This is a genomic window from Kineosporia corallincola (genome assembly GCF_018499875.1).
GTDB classification, from domain to species: domain Bacteria; phylum Actinomycetota; class Actinomycetes; order Actinomycetales; family Kineosporiaceae; genus Kineosporia; species Kineosporia corallincola.
Map to the genome: position 1 here is coordinate 51,830 of NZ_JAHBAY010000003.1, position 17,685 is coordinate 69,514.

The window sequence follows — 17,685 nt, forward strand, 5'->3', positions numbered from 1 at the left end:
GGCGGCACAGCCCGGCAGGGCTGCTCCTCCGCGGCTTCGGCTCGGGTCGTCCGGACGGTCGCCGGCGTTGTCGGGCAGTTACTTGGCCTGCCCCGGCGGGCTGTCCTAGGCCGTGGGCCGGGGCCGGGCTGCCACGACACCGGCGAGGTTCCCCCTGACAGCCGGTGGTACGCGTGCATGCGCTCCTCTTCCGGCTCGGGCGGCCCGGACGATGCGGGACGCCGGAGATCCCCGTCGAGGGATCCGGGCCAAGCGTTCGGCGGCCGGGCCGGTTCACGAGGAATGCGGCGGGCGGCGCCGACCGGCCGGACACATCCGGTCGGCTGCCCGGTTACCGGCGGGGAGAGCCCTATCCTCGGGCGCACTCGTGCCACAGTCATCGGGGATGATGAAATTGTCCGTCTCGCAGGTATTTTCTGCTCGCGGCTCGGGAGCGCTGGCCGCCGCCGCGGTGCTCCTCACCGCCGCGTGCAGCAGCAGTTCCAGCTCCGGCACGGGGTCCAGCTCGACGTCGTCCGTCACCCCCACCGTGGCGGGACACGACGTGGCGGCCGTGGTGGCGGCCGCGCAGGCCTTCTCCGCCTCGCTGGACGACGACCAGAAAGAGCTTGCCGTCCTCGACCTGACCGCGGACAACGCCGAGGCCTGGTCCAACCTGCCGTCCGGCCAGAGCTGCCGCGGCGGTGTGCCGTTCGAGGACCTCGACGACAACCAGCTGGCCCTGGCCAGGGTGCTGCTCCAGAGCGCGATCGGTACCGGCGACCCGGGATACCCCCGGGTGGAGGACCTGTGGGCGGCGGACGACGAGCTCAGCTCCCTCCAGTCCAGCGGTGAGGGCGGCGAGCCCGGCAGCGGCAGCACGGCGGGCAGCACGGCCGGCGGGGCGATGCCGAGCGGCAGCGGGGCACCCAGCGGCGGCTCCGCGCCCAGTGACAGCGGCATGCCCTCCGGCGACATGCCGACGGGCGACATGCCGACGGGCGACATGCCGAGCGGCGGGTCGATGCCGTCGGGCAGCGGCGGCGGCGCGGGTGGCGGGGGCGGAGGTGGAGGTGGTTACGGCGCAGGCCTTTACGACCTCGCGCTGCTCGGCGACCCGGACACCGACGGCACCTGGATGCTGCACTTCGGCGGCCACCACCTGGCGGTCAACTTCACTTACGAGGCCGGCGAGGTGGCCGGGTCCAGCCCGTATTTCGTCGGCCTGGAGCCGACCACCTGGACCGCCGACGACGGCACCGAGTACGCACCGCTGGAGGCCATGAAGTCGGCCGTCACGGCACTGAGCACCAGCCTGACCACGGCGCAGAAGAAGCAGGCCGAGCTCAGCCAGACGTTCAGCGACGTGCTGCTCGGACCGGGCGAGGACGGCCAGTTCCCGGCGAAGAAGCAGGGCATCGCGGCGAGCAGGCTGACCGACGACCAGCAGAGCGCGGTGCTGGACGTGCTGAGGCAGTGGGTCGGGATCGCCGACGACACCACGGCCGAGAGCATGCTGAAGACCTACGAGGACGAGCTGTCCAAGACCTACGTCGGCTGGTCGGGCGGGGTCGAGATGACCGCGCACGCCAACTATCTGCGCATCGACGGGCCGAGCGCATGGGTCGAGTTCGTCTGCCAGAACGGTGTGGTGCTCACCGACAAGATCCACTATCACACCGTGTGGCGCGATCACACGCGTGACTACGGTGGCGAGTTCTCCTCCTGATGAGGAGCTTTCGTTCATGGACGACGACGGGCCCGGCCGGGCTCGTCGTCGTCCTGTTGTTTCTGCCGGCCCGGCCCGCCGCCGCGCACCCGATGCCCCACTCGATCGTGGCTCTCGACGTGCGCACCTCCATGGTGACGGCCGACATCCAGATCCCGGTGAGGGACCTGACCTACGCCGCCGGCGTGGACCTGACCACCGACGACGCCCCGGCCGTGCTGGGTGCCCACCAGGAGGAGCTGCGCGAGTACCTGATCGAGCACGTTCGGCCGATCACCGACGGCGTTGCCTGGAAGACCGCGCTGAGCACAGTCACTCTGAGCGAGTCGGAGCAGCGCGGCAGCGGGACCTATCGCGAAATCCTCGCCACGGCGGCGTTCTGGCCGCCCGCCGGTGCGAGCACACGCCGGTTCGACCTGCACGCCGACCCGGTGATCCACCAGGTGGTCACCCACACCGTTCTGGTGACGGCCGTCGAGGGCGGGCAGGGCCGCGCCCGCGAGATCGGCACCATCCGCACCGACACCGCCACGATGACCGTGCCGCCGCTGCACGTCGACCTCGGGAACACCTCGTGGTGGCCGACTTTCAATGGCTGGTGGCCGATGGCCGTAGCAGCTGTGGCAGCGCTGGTGGCGATGATCCCGGCCGTCCGCGCACGACGCCGGCAGATCGTGCTGCCGGACCCGACGCCGAGCACCGTGCCGAATCCGGTGCCGAATCCCGTGCCGACGCAGACCTTGGCGCGGAGCCCGGAGCAGGTCCCCGGCCGGAGCGGGACGCCCGCGTGACCCCCGACGAGGTGCTCCTCATGCTCCGGCATCCCGACGAGGTGGAGGCACCGGCCGGTGGGCGATCCGGCGCCTCCGCGGGAGCCGGTGCCTGGCGCATCGAATTCCCCGGTACCGGTGAGGTTTTCATCGTCCGCGCGGAGCGCGTGCCGATCCTGCGCCCGCCGGGCGGTGAGCCGGTGACGGTCGGCACCACGGACGGGCTCACCGTACGGTTCACCGGGGTCACCGTCGACACCGAGATCATGGTGCGGACGGACATCGCCGACTCGCCCCGGCGGCAGGCCCTCGACACGGAGTACCGAGCGGCCTTCGAGGCGTGGGCCGAGCACGCGCACGAGAGCGACGACGACCCGCCGCCGCAGCCCGGCACCCGGCTGTTCGCGCTCGCTGTCGAGGTGCACGACGATCTGGGCACCACGTACACCGGCAACGGCGCCCGCGCGGGCGGCACGAACACCGAGTGGGAGGGCAGCCACGTGTTCGTGCCGCCACCACCGTCCGGCACCCGCCGCCTCGACGTCACCCTGATGCTGACCGAACCGGTGCGGGTCAGCATTCCGCTGGCCTGACCGCCGGGCTCGACCAGATCAGGCCCGGCCAGGAGCCCGAGCGCAGCCTGACCGCAGGCCAGGCACCGGACCTCAGCCCGCGGTGAGGGCCTCGACCAGCGACTCCAGCTCCGGCACGGCCGAGGCCTCCGCCAGGGCGTGCTTCAGCACCCGGTCGTGCGCCGGATGGGCCTGCGTGAGCAGCTCACGGCCGGCCGGGGTGAGCTCGGTGTAGATGCCCCGGCGGTCGTCGGCGCACAGGATGCGGGTGAGCAGCCCCCGGTCTTCCAGCCGGTTCACCAGCCGGGTGGTGGCACTGCTCGACAGGGCCGCGGCCCGGGCCAGCTGCTGCATGCGCATGTGCCAGCCGTCCTGCCGGTTCAGCGCGTCGAGAACAGTGAATTCGACCACCGAGAGCCCGTGTTCGCGCTGGAGCTCACGTTCCAGCTGCGCCTCGATCAGCCCGTGCAGGGCCGCCAGCGTGCGCCAGCCGTGCGCCCTGATCTCCACCGCATCGTCGGCGATGCCCATCGCCGCACCTCCCGACCTCGGACGACCCAGGGATTCTAGCAGCTTGCGCAGATAGAGAGCGCGTGCAACTATCTCTGCCGTTGCGTCCGCCGGTATTTGCAGGCGCACATTACGACTCTTCGTCATCTGCCCTGAAAGGACCTCCCGTGCCCGTGGCCCTCTACGCCCTGGCCCTCGGCGGCTTCGGCATCGGCCTGACCGAATTCGTGATCGCCGGGCTGCTGCCCGAGGTGGCTGCCGACTTCTCCGTCAGCGAGACCACCGCGGGCTACCTGATCTCGGGCTACGCGCTCTCCGTCGCGGTCGGCGGCATCGTGCTGACCGCCCTGCTCGGCCGGGTCGACCGCAAGAAGGCCCTGCTCGGCCTGCTGGTGCTGTTCGTGATCGGCAACCTGATCTCGGCCGTGGCCGGCGGCTTCGGCCTGATGCTCGCCGGGCGGGTGGTGGCGGCCCTGTGCCACGGCGCCTTCTTCGGCATCGGGTCCGTCGTGGCCACCGGCCTGGTGCCCAGCAACCGCCGGGCCGGTGCCATCTCGATCATGTTCGCCGGTCTGACCAGTGCCAACGTGCTCGGCGTGCCCCTCGGCACGTTCCTCGGCCAGGCCGCCGGCTGGCGGGCCACGTTCTGGGCCATCACCGCCATCGGCGTCCTCGCCCTGTTCGGCGTGCTGGCCCTGGTGCCGGGCGGCCGCGGCCACGAGACCGGTGGCATGCTACGGGAATTCGGCATCTTCCGGCGTCCGCAGGTGCTGCTGTCGATGCTGGTCACGGTGCTCGGGTTCGGTGGCATGTTCGGCGCCTTCACCTACATCGCCTTCACCCTGACCGGAGTCAGCGGCTTCGCCACCGGCACCGTGCCCTGGCTGCTCGTGCTGTTCGGCGCCGGGCTGTTCGCCGGCAACCTGGTCGGCGGCCGGGCAGCCGACCGCGACCTGTTCCGCACCCTGACCCTCACCCTGGCCGCGCTCACGGTCGTCCTGGTGCTGTTCGCCCTCACCGCCGGCTCGAAGACCGCCACGGTGGTCGCCCTGGTGCTGATGGGCGGCTTCGGCTTCGCCACCGTGCCCGGCCTCCAGATGCGGATCATGAATCACGCGGCCGACTCCCCCACCCTGGCCTCGGGTGCCAACATCGCCGCGTTCAACCTGGGCAACGCGTTCGGTGCCTGGGCCGGCGGGCTCACCCTGGCCGCCGGTCTCGGCTACACCTCACCGCTGTGGGCCGGTGCCGCGATCACCCTGGCCGGGCTGATCGTCTGCGTCACGGCCGCCCGGGTGACCGGCGGCGAACGGGCCGCCGTCCCCGCATCGGAACCCACCCCCGAACCGAAAGCCGCCCCCGGACCGGCAGTCACCCCCGGACCGGCAGTCACCCCCGCCCGGTAACCACCGACATCCGGCGACCACCGATGTCCGCCGACGACCGACGTCCCAAAAATGCTCCACAGCAAGGAGAACCATGATCCCCGACATCACCCTGAACAACGGCGTGCGGATGCCGCAGCTCGGCTTCGGCGTGTTCCAGGTGCCCGACGAGGCCACCCAGCGCGCCGTGGAGACCGCCCTGGAGGCCGGCTACCGCAGCATCGACACCGCCGCCGTCTACGGCAACGAGCGCGGCGTGGGCCGGGCGCTCGCCGTCGCGGGCCTGCCGCGCGAGGAGGTGTTCGTGACCACCAAGCTGTGGACGGCCGACCTCGGCCGCACCGCCCCGGCCCCGGCTCTGGACTCGAGCCTGGAGAAACTGGGCCTGGACGCCGTCGACCTCTACCTGATCCACTGGCCCGCGCCCGCCACCGACGCCTACCTGGACTCCTGGCAGGCACTCGAAGAACTGGTGGCGGCCGGGAAGACCCGTGCCGTGGGCGTGTCGAACTTCCTGCCCGGGCACCTCGACCGGGTCGTCGCCCTGGGCGGCACCGTGCCCGCGGTGAACCAGATCGAGCTGCACCCGGCCCTCCAGAACCGGGAAACCGTGCGCCGCAACACCGATCTCGGCATCGTCACCGAGGCCTGGAGCCCGCTCGCCCAGGGCGCGGTGCTCACCGACGCCCCGGTGGTCGAGGCGGCCCGGGCGCACGGCGTCACCCCGGCCCAGGTGGTGCTGCGCTGGCACCTGGGAAACGGGCACGTGGTGATCCCGAAGTCGGTCACCCCGGAACGGATCTCGGCCAACCTGGAGGTGTTCGGCTTCGAGCTGACCGCGGCCGAGGTGGCGGCGATCGACGCGCTGGAGCGCGACGGCCGTACCGGCCCGCACCCCAGTTCGTTCAACGGCTGATCACCATGGACGACGCCGGCCGTCGAGAACCGGCGTCGTCCATCATTTTTCAGAGACCTCCACGGACGGGGACGGCGACGCCTGCGGAGTTGCCAGATAGCGGCCGGTGACGCCGCCCTTCCCGCTGAACACCAGCTCCTCGCCCCGCTTCTCCACCTGCGTGGCCGTGGTCAGCACGGTCACGTTCGGCACGTTGGCGCAGCCGATCATCGTGGTCGCCTCGGGCGGGGTGGCGGTGAAACCGCCCTCCACGGTGACCTCGTAGGTGCCGCCCAGGCCGTTGCACCCGTCACTACCCTTCCAGGTGCCGTCGTCGCTGAAGGTGATCGAGGCGTCCCGGAAGGTCTGCATCCCGAACTCGTCCGTGGTGTATCCCGGGATGTCCCACGGATACCAGGTTCCGAGCACGTCGTCCCGCACCCCCTGGTCCGGCTTCGCGCCGGACCCCGACGCCGCACCGCAACCGGCCGTCACCACCGTCAGCGCCACCAGCGACGCGCCCCACCAGTTCCGGATCATCCGGCCCCCTCTCGTCCACCGCTTCGACGCGGGCCGGAACCGGGAGGTTCCACCGAACTGCTTTCGAATGGGTGACCGCCGGAACCCCAGCCCGGCCCAGCGCGTCCGAGTCGCGTTGATCATGGTGGCGAAGGGAACGGGCTGATGATGTCTGCGCGTACGGGCGTGACGAGGACGGGAACGACAGGGCTGCTGATCAGCCTGTTGCTGGCGGCCTGCTCGTCCGGTGGCACGAGTGCGGCGTCGTGCGCGGTGGCGGTCGAGTACCAGGGCCGGCTCTACACCGACCGGGGGGGAACCGACGGGTGAGCCCGGCGAGAAGCTGAACCACCAGCGCATGGCCGTCTGCAACGACACCGGCTTGGACGAGGACGATCTCGCCGAGGAGGCCGCCCTGGCCGGGTCGGTGAACCTGTACCGCGTCGAGGGTGTGGACCCGCGGTACGCCGTGATCGGGGTGCCCACCGACGACGCCGGAACCGAGAACGGCGACCCGGAGCTGTTCAGCATCGAACAGGACCAGATGCCGGCCGAGGTCTGGACCCGGCTCCAGGAGGCCGGCTGAGCCGGGTCAGAACTCGGTGTTCATGATCGCCTCCACCAGCACCTCGCCCGGCGGGGTCAGCCGCACGGTGCCGGCGCGGCGATCGGTCGCCAGCAGCCCGCGGCGTTCCAGCCCGTCGAACCGCTCACCCCACGGATCGTCGAAGAGCGATGCCCCGCCGAACCTTTCGCGATGCAGGTCGTCACGCAGGGGCTGGAGCGTGGACAGCGCCATCTTGATCGCCCGGGCCTGCGTGGCCTGATCACCGAAGCGGGTGGCCGAGGTCAGCGGCAGCACCGAGTTCTCCACCATCTCGATGTAGCGCAGGGCGTTGACCTCGGTCATCGCCTCGGACCGGCGGCAGCTGGAGCTGCCGCCCAGGCCGATGGCCACCTCGGCGTCCTGCCGGTCCTGGTCCACCATGATCGCCTTCCAGGTCTCCGGGGCCTTGTCGGCCCGGTGGAAGTACATGGTGGGATGCTCGCCGTACCCCTGCTCCCCCAGTCCCGACGCCAGCACCTCGCGCATCTGGTACTGCTCCCCCAGAGTCGGCCAGTGGTGCCCGTTCTCGGCCAGCCTGGCGCGGTATCCGGCGAACTGCCAGGCCGCCGGGCGGTCACCGGCCACGCCGGTACGGGTGTCGGCGTAGGAACGCAGATGCAGCTTGGTGCACACCACCCCCGGCACCCGGTGGCGCAGGATCTGCTCGCGGTCACGCACCACGCTGTCGACCGTCTGGTCCAGCAGGCCGTACATCAGGTCGACCGTGACCCAGTCGAAACCGAGACGCTCGGTGCTGTCGAGGAAGTCGTGGCACTCCGCCTCGGTGTGCTCGCGGCCGCTCAGGCCCAGCACGTGGTCGTCGAACGACTGCACCCCGCACGAGACCTTGTCACACCCCAGTTCCCTGAGCCGCGACAGCAGCGCGGGGGTCAGCGTGGTCGGGTCGCCCTCGAAGCGGATGGTGGTGTCCGGGCCGAAACCGAAGTTCTCCCGGTAGAATCCGAGCAGCCGCGACACCGCGTCCAGACCCATCAGCGACGGCGTACCGCCGAACACGTTGAACTCCCCCACCGGCGCCTCGCGCAGGCCGGGCACCCGTTCCAGCCAGAGCCGCGCCTCGCGGATGTTCAGGTCCACCCAGCGGTCCACCTTGTCGCGGGTCACCTGCTCCGGGCCCTTCACGATCACCACCGGGTACTGGCAGAACCGGCACCGGTAGCTGCATGTCGGGATGTAGGCCCAGAGGTGGATGGGCCGGGTACCGGCCAGCTGCGTGGTGAGGTCGTCGAGGAACCGGTCCGGCCCGACGTCCGGGATGTCGCCGGGAAACACGTGGGAGCCGAAGGGATCATGGACGACGTACTCGAGCAGCCGGTGGTTCTCCGGCCTCTCCAGCACGCCGAGCACCGCCGGGCGGGGATGGTCCGGGTCGGTCCGGCGCAGCGATTCCAGGGCGTCCATCAGAAAACCCCTCCGTTGCCGAAGTAGTCGTGGGCCGCACCGGACTCGCGGTCCTCGCAGTAGTGCCGGACGAACTCGCGGAACCGTTCCTCGTCGCCGGTGTCACGTACCTCCTGGAGGCAGTCCGGCAGGGCCGGCGGGTAGCCGATGTCCGGCCCGACCCGGGCCCGCAGCCGGGCGAACAGCTCCTCGGCGAACTCGAAGTACAGCCTGAAGCAGGGGGTTTTGTACGAGTGGATGGGAACGTAGTCGCGCAGACGGGTCTCGGCGGTGATCTGCGGGATGCGGGTGGCCATCCGTCGGGCCAGGTCCGTCGAGAGCAGGTCGATCACCCCCTCGTCGTCCAGCAGGGAAGGGGTGAGCAGGGCCGCGAGGATCATGTTCTTCGGCATGAAGTCCTTGATCGAGAACTCCCAGGCCTGAACCGCTTCCGCCTCGCTCAGGTCGCGGCCGCCCGGGCCGTCGGGGCGGATGTCGCGCATCGTGATGATGCCGCCGGAACCGTAGGCCCGGCCGGCCACCACCTCGTCGATCGCGTGGTCCACCCGGCGCGGGTTGATCTCGACCCGCGAGGTGGGCACGTAGACGATGTCGTCGCCGGTGGCCCGCACCAGGATGCCGAAGTCCCAGTCGTCGCTGAGATGACTGACGAAACGGCCGTTCTCGACCTGGTACGACAGCTCGATGCCGCCGACCCGCTGATAGGCCCGGCGGTCCACGGCGAATCCCTTGCCGTCGGGGAAACCACCGAACCGCGACCAGGCCACCCGCCGGCAGCGGAGGGTGCGGTCGATCGCGTCCCACAGCAGTGGCCGTCCGGCGAAATGCGCTGCGTCGTAGTAGTAGTCGCAGACCCCGATCGCGGCCTTCTCACCGTCCATCGCGGTCAGCAGCTCGGCCAGCCAGTCCGGCGCCACCCGGCAGTCCGCGTCGGCCGACACCAGGTAGAAGCGCTCGGCCGCGTCGTCGCCGTCCCGCTCCTGGGCCCGCCGGGCGGCCAGATCCATGCCGGCCCTGCGGGCGCACGAAACCCCCTGCTCCGCCTCGGCAATCACGTTCAGCCGCAACCCCTCGTACCGGGCGGCCAGCCGCCGGGCCAGGGCCACGGTGTCGTCGCGCGAGTTGTTGTCGACCAGGAGAACGTCGAACCGCGAGCGGCCGAGGGTCTGGCCGGCCAGCGACTCCATCACCGCGGGCAGGTTGGCGGCCTCGTCGCGCACCGGCAGCACCACGGTCATCCGGACCCCCGGCGCGAGCGGCTCCACCGGCGGCAGGTCCGCGGCGACGGGGGCAGCCGGGGCGGTGGGCTCGCCCAGCAGCTCGCCCACCACCTCGTCGGCCCGGCTGCGGGCGAAGTAGCGCTCGCCGCGGGACCGGTTGTGCGCAGCGACGCGGGAGTGCAGACGGGGGTTGGTCAGGAGCTCGACCACGTCGTCCACAAATTCGCCGGTGAGCGGGGCGTCGTCGTCGGCGGAGATCTCGAGAACCGGCGCCTGGAAACCCTTCCGGCCGTACACCGTGTCGTAGAGGGCGTAGCGGGTGGTGAGGTAGGGCACGCCGGAGGCGATCGCCTCGCCGATCGGGTTGCCGTAGCTCTCGTAGTCGTACGAGGTCAGGAACGACATCAGATCGGCCTCGGCGAGCAGGTCGGCCACCGAGAAACCACCGGTGGACGACGCCAGGTCGCGCGGTGCGAGCCGACCGCCGAACACCACCCGGTCGGCCACGCCCAGCCGCCGCGCCTGCGAGCGCAGCGCCGTGACCGTGGGCGGGTGCTCGGCCGGGTCACCGGCCAGGAACAGGTACACGTCGCGGCCGGGCACCCGGTCACGCAGCCGGGCCAGCAGGTCGATGTCGCGGTCAGCCCGCTTCTGCGGGATCAGGCGGGTGCAGCGGGCGATCAGCGCGGCGCCGGCCGGGATGCCGTGGCGCTCGCGGAAGCCGATTCCGGTGGCGGTGCGGGAAAAATCGAAGGTGTTGTGCAGAACCCGCAGGTCACGCAGCTCCGGATGCCATTCCAGGGTGCGTCGGCGGGCCTCGTCGTGCAGGGCCAGGTAGCGGATGTACGGGGAATTCCGGGGGCGGGGCGTGAGCGGATAGGGCGGCCGGCCGTACTTGCCGGTGGACGGCTCGCTGGTCCACATCAGGTCGTGGTCGCGCCACAACACGAACGGCCGGGGCGGGCCCAGCTCCGGCCCGTAGCGCTCGACGGCGCGGTAGAGGGCCTGCGTGTAGGCGATGTTCTCGGGCAGCGTGCCGTTCTCGACCAGGACGGCGGTCACGCCGTGCCGCCGCCAGGTGGCCACGATGCGGCGGGTGAGCGCCTCGACGACCGCGTCGAAGGAGCTGTCGAGGGCGCCGCCGCGGCGCACGGCGTCGAGAGTGGAGCGCACGAAGCCCGTTGTGTACCAGGGAATCTCGTCGAGCCCGTCGATACGGGCGAGCTCGGCCCAGTCGGGCAGGCCGACGGCCTCGTCGGTGTAAGGCGCGAAGAACCGGCCCTTGTCCTGTTTGATGTCGTAACCGATGTCGAGCAGTACGCGGTGACCACGTTGCCGGAAGGCCCGGGCGAGCTTGAGCGATTCGACGACGACACCGGACAGCGGCGCGCCGTCGAACGACACGCACCAGAGGACTGATCGGGACATGCGGATCTCCCCCAAGGTCACATCATTGTTACCTCGCAAGATCCTTTTTAACCCGGTTCGAGCGAAGATCGCATGTCGAGGAAACCTTTCCCGGGCCTTCCGGCCGTTTCACCATGGGCCGGACGCCTCGGCCACAGCACCCGAAATCCGCACGTAGACTTGCCGAATGTTGTTCGGGCGACAGGCCGAGCTGGGGACGATCGGCGGGATGCTCGGCCGGGCCCGCTTCGGTTTTTCCTCCGTCCTGGTGGTGCGGGGCGAGGCCGGGATCGGCAAGAGCACCCTGCTGCACCAGGCCAGGGCCGGTGCGGCCGGGATGACGGTGTTGTCGGCGCGGGGTGTGGAGTCCGGGCCGGCGATCCCGTTCACCGGGCTGGCCGAGCTGGTGCGGCCGGTGCTGCCCCTGGTGGAGCGGTTGCCGGCGCCGCAGGCGGCCGCGTTGCGCGAGGCGCTGTCTTCCGGCCCGGCGCTGTCTTCCGGGTCGGCGCCGCTTTCCGGGTCGGCGCCGCTTTCCGGGCCGGCCCCGCACCGTGACCGGTTCTCGCTCTGTGCGGCCACGCTCTCCCTGCTCACCGCCGTCGCGGCGGGCGGTCCCACGCTGGTCCTGGTGGACGACCTGCCCTGGCTCGACGCGTCGTCCCGGGAGGCGCTGCTGTTCGCGGGCCGCCGGCTGGGACATCAGGGGGTGGTGCTGCTGATGACGTCGCGCACGGAACCGGACGACGACGCGACGCCGGACCCGTCGCTGGCCGGTCTGCCGCAGCGGACCCTGCGTGGCCTGGGCCCCGGCGACTCCCGGGCCCTGGCCCGTTCGCTGGCACCCGGCGTGCCGCCCGAGCGCCTGGCCCGGATCCACCCGGACACCGCCGGGAACCCGCTGGCCATCGAGGAACTCTGCGGCGCGCTGAGCCGGCCGGACCTGGGGCCGGGCGACGAGCCGGGCGACGAGCCGGGCGACGGGGCGCACCATCGACCCGGCCATGCGCTGAGCCAAGGGCCGGACCAGGCGCCCGCCGCCCGGCGGAACGACGGCCGCCGCCCGGCCCGGCTCACCCGGGCGCTGACCGCCCGGCTGGCGGCGATGCCGGCCCGCACCCGCACCGTCCTGCTCCTGGTGGCCGCGGCCGGGTGCGGGCACACCGACGTGGTGCGCCGGGCCGCCGCCGCGATCGGCCTGGGGCTGGCCGACTTCGCCCCGGCCGAGCGTGAAGGACTGCTGCTGGTCACACCGGAACACATCGACTTCCGGCATCCACTGATGCGTTCGGTCCTGATCTCGTCGTCCGGTCCCGCCGAGCGCGCTGCCGCCCATGCCGCTCTGGCCGGGGCGCTGGCGCTGTCGCCGGGCGGGACCGCCGCCGACGCCCGGGCCTGGCACCTGGCCCATGCCCTGCCCGCCCCCGACCCGCAGGTCGGCGAGCTGCTCGCCCGGGCCGCCGCCCGGGCCCGGCGGCGGGGCGGAAACCTGGAGGCAGCCACAGCTTTCGAGCTGGCCGCCGAGTTCGCCGCCCCGGCTGCCCGCCCGGCCCTGCTGGTGCGTGCCGCCCGTTGCTGGCAGCTGGCCGGGCGCACCGGCCGGATGCTCCCGCTGCTCGACGAGGCCCTCGGCCTGACCACCGATCCCCAGCTGCGCGCCCTGATCCGGCACATGCGCGGATACCTGTGGATGTGGCGTTCCCAGCCCCGCGACGGGCTGGCCGAGATGCTCGACGGCGCGGGTGAGGTGGAGGGCATCGACGCGGCACGGGCCGCGCTGATGTACGCCGACGCCGCGATCGCCCACTTCATGCTGGGTGAGCCGGCGCAGCTGCTGACCGCCACCCGGCGGGCCTACGAGCTGGGCGAACAGTGCGGGGACGCCGGTGGCACCGGTGACGTGGCCCGGCTGGTGGCCGCCGTCGCGCGCAGTGGGGCGCTGGTGATCAACGGCCACCGGGCCCAGGGGCAGCGACTGCTCACCGAGGTGGTGCCCCGGCTGCTGGCCGTCCCGCCCCTGCCCCGTGCCCAGGAGTACGCGCACGCCGCCCTGATCGCGATCTGGCTCGAGCGCTACGACCTGGCCGGTGAACTGCTCGACGCGATCATCACCGCCGCCCGGGCGCAGAGTGCACTGGGAGTGCTGCCACAGGCCCTGGCGATCGGGTCCGAGCTGGCTTTCCACACCGGACGCTGGCGGCAGGCCCGGGAGTTCGCCGGCCGGAGCGTCGAGCTGGCCCGGGAGACGCACCAGGCCGACGTGTACGGCCGCTACTTCATGGCCCGTGACCAGGTGGTGCGCGGACGGACCCGGGAGGCCCTCGGCACGATCGCCCGCACCCACGACGTGACCACCCGTCACGGGGCCACCGGTCTGCACCTGCACACCACCCACGCCCTGGGCCTGCTGGCCCTCGGGGCGGGCGACCTGGCCCAGGCCATCGACCGGCTGGAGCGCACGGGACGCCTGCCGGTGGCCGGGAACACCAGGGACCAGAGCATCGTCCCCTGGGCGTTCGACCTGGTGGAGGCGTACGCCGGGGCGGGGCGCACCGACGACGCGCGACGTCTGCTGGCCACGATCGCGGTGGACGAGGCCCCGGACGGCTGCCGCTCCGACCTGCTGATCGCCCGCACCTGGCGCTGTCGCGGTCTGCTCTCCAATGAAATGACGCACGGCGAAGCGGCTTTCGCTCGCGCGCTCGCCTCCCACGAGCGGTCACCGGTGCCGTTCGAGCAAGCCCGCACCCTGCTTCACTACGGCGAGTACCTGCACCGCCGTCGCCGGCGGACCCGGGCCCGCGACCACCTGCGCCAGGCCCTGGACATCTTCGAGCAGCTCGGCGCCACCGCCTGGGCCCACCGCGCCCGGACCGGGCTGAGGGCCACCGAGGAACCGTCGGCCTGGGGTACGGCTCTGGCCATGACCCGTGCCGGTGAGACGATCCTGGTCAAACCCTCACCCGCGCAACGGATCACCCCCACCGGCCTGCCGGAGATCGGCCCGGGCCCGGGCATCGGGAGAGGCATCGGGAGAGGCATCGGGACCGGCCACGGGACCGGAACCAGCCACGGCGACGGCACCAGCCACAGTGGCGGGACCGGCCATCGGAACGGGACCGGCCACGAACGAGGGACCGACCAAGGCGGCGGAACCGGGCAACGCGACGCGACCGGCCACGAACGAGGAGCCGACCAAGGCGGCGGAACCGGACAACGCGACGCGACCGGCCACGAACGAGGAGCCGACCAAGGCGGCGGAACCGGACAACGCGACGCGACCGGCCACGAACGAGGAGCCGACCAAGGCAGCGGAACCGGACAACGCAACGCGACCGGCCACGAACGAGGGACCGACCCACGGAACCGGGCCGGTCACGGGAACGGCTCCCGTCATGGGAACGAGGGCGGCCTCGGGAGCGGAAACAGTCTGGAGCACAGCCACGGCAGCGGGGCCGGCGCCGGGGCGGGGGCCGAGATCGGCGCCGGATCCCGGCCTCCGAACGGACCGGACACCGCAGCGCCCGGAGACGACCACCCGACCGGCACACCCCGCCCCACCCCTGCCGGTGGTCGTGCGCAGCCGGGCACCGTGCGGGCCCGGGGCGCCCTGGCGCCGGTGCGCTGCCGCTGACATCCTCCGGCACCTCACCATGTCCCCCACGTCTCCCGCCCCGATCCGGTTCAGTGAGAAGTGGCACAGCCCGGGCAGCCACCGCGTTCTTAAGGCGCCGCTCAGAATCCCGCAAGGCTGAGCTGACTTTCCCTTGATCCTGAACCAAACCGGTTCGGGAGTATCGGAATTTTGGTTCCCACCGACGTCCTCAAGCCTTGACGTTGAACTTTGGACACGCCCACGGGTTGGATGACGAATCGTGAATCCGACCATGAAACGCCGCACCGTGATCGGTGGCGCCACCGCGGTGGTGGCCGCGGCCGGTGCCGCCACGGTGGCGCAGGCCCTGCCCAGCACCACAGCCGGCCCGAACACGAGCACCAGCACCGCCGAACCCGATTTCGGCGCCCATGTGCATGTGTTCGATCCGTCGATGAGTTCCGCGCAGATCCAGAGCACGCTCGACAGCGTGTTCAAGGCCCAGGAGACCAACCAGTTCGGCGACGAGCGCGTGGCCCTGCTGTTCAAGCCCGGAAGTTACGACGTGACGGCGAAGATCGGCTTCTTCACCCAGATCGCCGGGCTGGGGCTGGTTCCGGGCAAGGTGACGATCAACGGCTCGGTGCAGGCCGACGCCGACTGGTTCGACGGCAACGCCACGCAGAACTTCTGGCGCTGCGCCGAGAATCTCACCGTCAATCCTACGGGAGGAGTTGACATGTGGGCGGTTTCGCAGGCCGCCCCGTACCGTCGCATCCATCTCAAGGGCACGCTGGCACTGGACGACGGCGGCTGGTCGAGCGGCGGGTTCCTGGCCGACAGCAAGATCGACGGCGCGGTGAACCCGGGCGGCCAGCAGCAGTGGTTCACCCGCAACTCCACGCTGAACAGCTGGTCGGGCAACGGCAACTGGAACGCCGTGTTCGTCGGCACCAAGAACCATCCGAAGGGCAACTGGCCCGACGTCGCCTTCACCCGGATCGGCAAAACCCCGGTGATCCGGGAGAAACCGTTCCTCTACGTGGACGACGCCGGGGCCTACCAGGTGTTCGTGCCCGCCCTGCGCACCGCCGTCAACGGCACCTCGTGGGAGAGCGGGTCGCCGGCCGGTGAGTCCCTGCCGATCTCGGACTTCTTCGTGGCCCAGCCCACGAACACCGCCGCCGAGCTCAACGCGGCGCTCCAGGCCGGGAAGCACCTGCTGCTCACCCCGGGCGTCTACCAGCTCGACCGGACGCTCAGCGTCAACCGTTCCGGCACCGTCATTCTCGGCCTGGGCCTGGCCACCCTCACGCCGCTCAACGGCGTCATCGCGCTGGAGACCGCCGACGTGCCCGGCGTCAAGATCGCGGGCATCCTGATCGACGCGGGCACCACCTCGTCGTACGCGCTGGCCCGGATCGGCCCGAAGGGCGCCTCGGCCGACCACACCGCCGACCCGACCTCACTGCACGACGTGTTCCTGCGGGTGGGCGGCCACAGCAAGGCCAGGGCCGAACGCGGGCTGATCATCAACAATCACGGCACGATCGGCGATCACCTATGGATCTGGCGGGCCGACCACGACGACTCCGGCGGCTCCAAAACCGGCTGGAGCGTGAACCCGGCCAAGGTCGGCCTGATCGTCAGTGGTGACGACGTGACCATGTACGGCCTGTTCGTGGAACACTTCCAGGGCTACCAGACGCGCTGGGACGGCGATCGCGGGCGAACCTACTTCTACCAGAACGAGATGCCCTATGACCCGCCGAACCAGGATGCCTGGATGAACGGGACCACGCGCGGATACGCCGCCTACAAGGTCGCCGACGACGTGACCTCGCACCAGGCCTACGGTCTCGGCAGCTACTGCTACTTCAACGTGAACAACTCGGTGGTGGCCGACCACGCCTTCGAGGTGCCGAAGGCGTCGGGCATCGTCATGCACAACCTGGTCACCGTCTCGCTCGGCGGCAACCAGGGCACGATCGCCCACGTGATCAACGACCAGGGCGGCTCGGCGGGCGGGTCGGGGGCGATGTCGGCCCGGGTCACCGCGTACCCGTGACCGCCCGCTTCCCGGTCACCACCCGCTGGAGCACGATGAACGCGAAAAGCAGGACCCCGACCACGATCCGGGTCCACCATGAGCTCAGCGTGCCCTGGAAGTTCAGGATGGTCTGGATCAGCCCGAGCACCAGCACCCCGAGCACGGTGCCGAACAGGTAGCCGGAACCACCTGCGAGCAGGACGCCACCGATCACCACCGCGGCGATGGCGTCCAGCTCCAGGCCGTTGCCGTGCAGGCTGTAGCCGGACAGCGTGTAGAAGCTGTACAGCACCCCGCCGAGGCTGGCACAGAAACCGCTGATGCCGTACACCGCGATGCGCGTGCGGGCCACCGGAAGTCCCATCAGCAGAGCGGAATCCGCGTTGCCGCCGATCGCGTACACGCAGCGCCCGAACCGGGTCCAGATCAGCACCGCGGCGGCGATCAGCACCACCACCAGGGCAATGATCACGCTGGTGGAGATGAACACCCCGCGGTCGAAACGCAGCCGCTGCTGGGCGATCGTCACCCAGAAACCGTTGTCGATCGGGATCGAGTTGCGGTTGATCAGCAGGGCCAGGCCCCGGGCCAGGAACATCCCGGCCAGGGTCGCGATGAATGGCTCGATCCGGAAGTAGTGGATGATCGCGCCCATCGAGAGTCCCAGCGTGGTACCGAGAATCAGCATCAGGGGCAGCACCACCCCGGCGGGCCAACCGGCGTGCAGCAGGGTGGCGGCCAGGGTGGTGGTCAGGGCCACGACCGCGCCGACCGACAGGTCGATACCACCGGTGAGGATCACGAAGGTCATGCCGACGGCGACCACGAGCAGGAACGCGTTGTCGACGAAAATGTTGAGTACGACCTGGATGTCGGAGAACCCCTCGTAGTTCACCACCCCCAGGCCGTACATGAGGGCCAGCAGCGTCAGGGTGGCGAGTACGGGTACGTGCTGCCGGTTCACGCGTCGTCCCCGGCTCTCGATGGTGGACGACGGGGAGCCCGGTCCCAGCTCCACGTCGTCCATC

General features: G+C 71.0%; 14 protein-coding genes. 9 read left to right on the top strand and 5 right to left on the bottom strand.

The genetic code is table 11. From position 1 onward, the window contains the following. The first annotated feature begins 385 nt into the window (after positions 1-385). The 3 genes from KIH74_RS07450 to KIH74_RS07460 are packed head-to-tail and all read left to right on the top strand — an operon-like array spanning position 386 to position 3,071. The gene (locus KIH74_RS07450; protein WP_214155062.1) at positions 386-1,708 is read left to right on the top strand and encodes a DUF3500 domain-containing protein; all 1,323 of its coding nucleotides are present in this window, start codon (positions 386-388) and stop codon (positions 1,706-1,708) included. Next, the gene (locus KIH74_RS07455) at positions 1,708-2,499 is read left to right on the top strand and encodes a hypothetical protein (protein WP_214155063.1); all 792 of its coding nucleotides are present in this window, start codon (positions 1,708-1,710) and stop codon (positions 2,497-2,499) included. Before KIH74_RS07450 ends, KIH74_RS07455 begins: the two co-directional genes overlap by 1 nt. Beyond that, positions 2,496-3,071 carry a hypothetical protein gene (locus tag KIH74_RS07460; protein ID WP_214155064.1) on the top strand — a complete coding sequence of 192 codons (576 nt, stop codon included), beginning with the start codon at positions 2,496-2,498 and terminating at the stop codon, positions 3,069-3,071. Before KIH74_RS07455 ends, KIH74_RS07460 begins: the two co-directional genes overlap by 4 nt. Positions 3,072-3,143: 72 nt before the next feature. Here the strand turns inward: KIH74_RS07460 and KIH74_RS07465 are convergent, their stop codons facing one another. Then, the gene (locus KIH74_RS07465; RefSeq protein ID WP_214155065.1) at positions 3,144-3,581 is read right to left on the bottom strand and encodes a MarR family winged helix-turn-helix transcriptional regulator; all 438 of its coding nucleotides are present in this window, start codon (positions 3,579-3,581) and stop codon (positions 3,144-3,146) included. 146 nt (positions 3,582-3,727) lie between these two features. Between KIH74_RS07465 and KIH74_RS07470 the strand changes: the two genes are divergently transcribed. Continuing rightward, on the top strand, positions 3,728-4,966 hold the full coding sequence (locus KIH74_RS07470) for an MFS transporter (RefSeq protein ID WP_214155066.1): 1,239 nt from the start codon (positions 3,728-3,730) through the stop codon (positions 4,964-4,966). 73 nt (positions 4,967-5,039) lie between these two features. Next, the gene (locus KIH74_RS07475) at positions 5,040-5,861 is read left to right on the top strand and encodes an aldo/keto reductase (RefSeq protein WP_214155067.1); all 822 of its coding nucleotides are present in this window, start codon (positions 5,040-5,042) and stop codon (positions 5,859-5,861) included. A gap of 42 nt (positions 5,862-5,903) precedes the next feature. On the opposite strand, the gene KIH74_RS37545 is transcribed toward KIH74_RS07475, so the two are convergent. Further along, positions 5,904-6,380 carry an META domain-containing protein gene (locus KIH74_RS37545; protein ID WP_214155068.1) on the bottom strand — a complete coding sequence of 159 codons (477 nt, stop codon included), beginning with the start codon at positions 6,378-6,380 and terminating at the stop codon, positions 5,904-5,906. 144 nt (positions 6,381-6,524) lie between these two features. On the opposite strand from KIH74_RS37545, the gene KIH74_RS07485 reads away from it, so the two are divergent. Beyond that, positions 6,525-6,689, top strand: coding sequence for a hypothetical protein (locus tag KIH74_RS07485; RefSeq protein ID WP_214155069.1), 165 nt, complete (start codon positions 6,525-6,527; stop codon positions 6,687-6,689). After that, positions 6,616-6,945: a DUF6281 family protein gene (locus KIH74_RS07490; RefSeq protein WP_504844994.1), complete on the top strand. Its 330-nt coding sequence runs from the start codon at positions 6,616-6,618 to the stop codon at positions 6,943-6,945. Before KIH74_RS07485 ends, KIH74_RS07490 begins: the two co-directional genes overlap by 74 nt. Positions 6,946-6,951: 6 nt before the next feature. Here the strand turns inward: KIH74_RS07490 and KIH74_RS07495 are convergent, their stop codons facing one another. Together KIH74_RS07495 and KIH74_RS07500 are read right to left on the bottom strand one after the other, a co-directional pair. After that, positions 6,952-8,388: a radical SAM protein gene (locus tag KIH74_RS07495; RefSeq protein ID WP_214155071.1), complete on the bottom strand. Its 1,437-nt coding sequence runs from the start codon at positions 8,386-8,388 to the stop codon at positions 6,952-6,954. Continuing rightward, positions 8,388-11,036, bottom strand: coding sequence for a glycosyltransferase (locus KIH74_RS07500; protein WP_214155072.1), 2,649 nt, complete (start codon positions 11,034-11,036; stop codon positions 8,388-8,390). Before KIH74_RS07500 ends, KIH74_RS07495 begins: the two co-directional genes overlap by 1 nt. A gap of 166 nt (positions 11,037-11,202) precedes the next feature. On the opposite strand from KIH74_RS07500, the gene KIH74_RS07505 reads away from it, so the two are divergent. Both KIH74_RS07505 and KIH74_RS07510 read left to right on the top strand, forming a co-directional pair. Beyond that, on the top strand, positions 11,203-14,646 hold the full coding sequence (locus KIH74_RS07505; RefSeq protein WP_214155073.1) for an ATP-binding protein: 3,444 nt from the start codon (positions 11,203-11,205) through the stop codon (positions 14,644-14,646). A gap of 253 nt (positions 14,647-14,899) precedes the next feature. Beyond that, positions 14,900-16,675, top strand: a complete 1,776-nt coding sequence (locus KIH74_RS07510) for a pectate lyase-like domain-containing protein (protein ID WP_214155074.1) — start codon at positions 14,900-14,902, stop codon at positions 16,673-16,675. Here the strand turns inward: KIH74_RS07510 and yjfF are convergent. Continuing rightward, positions 16,659-17,684, bottom strand: a complete 1,026-nt coding sequence (gene yjfF / locus KIH74_RS07515; protein WP_281417753.1) for a galactofuranose ABC transporter, permease protein YjfF — start codon at positions 17,682-17,684, stop codon at positions 16,659-16,661. The genes KIH74_RS07510 and yjfF overlap by 17 nt on opposite strands. Position 17,685: the final 1 nt, after the last annotated feature.

Coding starts and splice junctions, on each gene's coding strand:
- KIH74_RS07450 (WP_214155062.1), top strand. CDS start 386: ATGATGAAATTGTCCGTCTCGCAGGTATTTTCTGCTCGCGGCTCGGGA.
- KIH74_RS07455 (WP_214155063.1), top strand. CDS start 1,708: ATGAGGAGCTTTCGTTCATGGACGACGACGGGCCCGGCCGGGCTCGTC.
- KIH74_RS07465 (WP_214155065.1), bottom strand. CDS start 3,581: ATGGGCATCGCCGACGATGCGGTGGAGATCAGGGCGCACGGCTGGCGC.
- KIH74_RS07475 (WP_214155067.1), top strand. CDS start 5,040: ATGATCCCCGACATCACCCTGAACAACGGCGTGCGGATGCCGCAGCTC.
- KIH74_RS37545 (WP_214155068.1), bottom strand. CDS start 6,380: ATGATCCGGAACTGGTGGGGCGCGTCGCTGGTGGCGCTGACGGTGGTG.
- KIH74_RS07485 (WP_214155069.1), top strand. CDS start 6,525: ATGATGTCTGCGCGTACGGGCGTGACGAGGACGGGAACGACAGGGCTG.
- KIH74_RS07495 (WP_214155071.1), bottom strand. CDS start 8,388: ATGGACGCCCTGGAATCGCTGCGCCGGACCGACCCGGACCATCCCCGC.
- KIH74_RS07500 (WP_214155072.1), bottom strand. CDS start 11,036: ATGTCCCGATCAGTCCTCTGGTGCGTGTCGTTCGACGGCGCGCCGCTG.
- KIH74_RS07505 (WP_214155073.1), top strand. CDS start 11,203: ATGTTGTTCGGGCGACAGGCCGAGCTGGGGACGATCGGCGGGATGCTC.
- KIH74_RS07510 (WP_214155074.1), top strand. CDS start 14,900: ATGAAACGCCGCACCGTGATCGGTGGCGCCACCGCGGTGGTGGCCGCG.
- yjfF (WP_281417753.1), bottom strand. CDS start 17,684: ATGGACGACGTGGAGCTGGGACCGGGCTCCCCGTCGTCCACCATCGAG.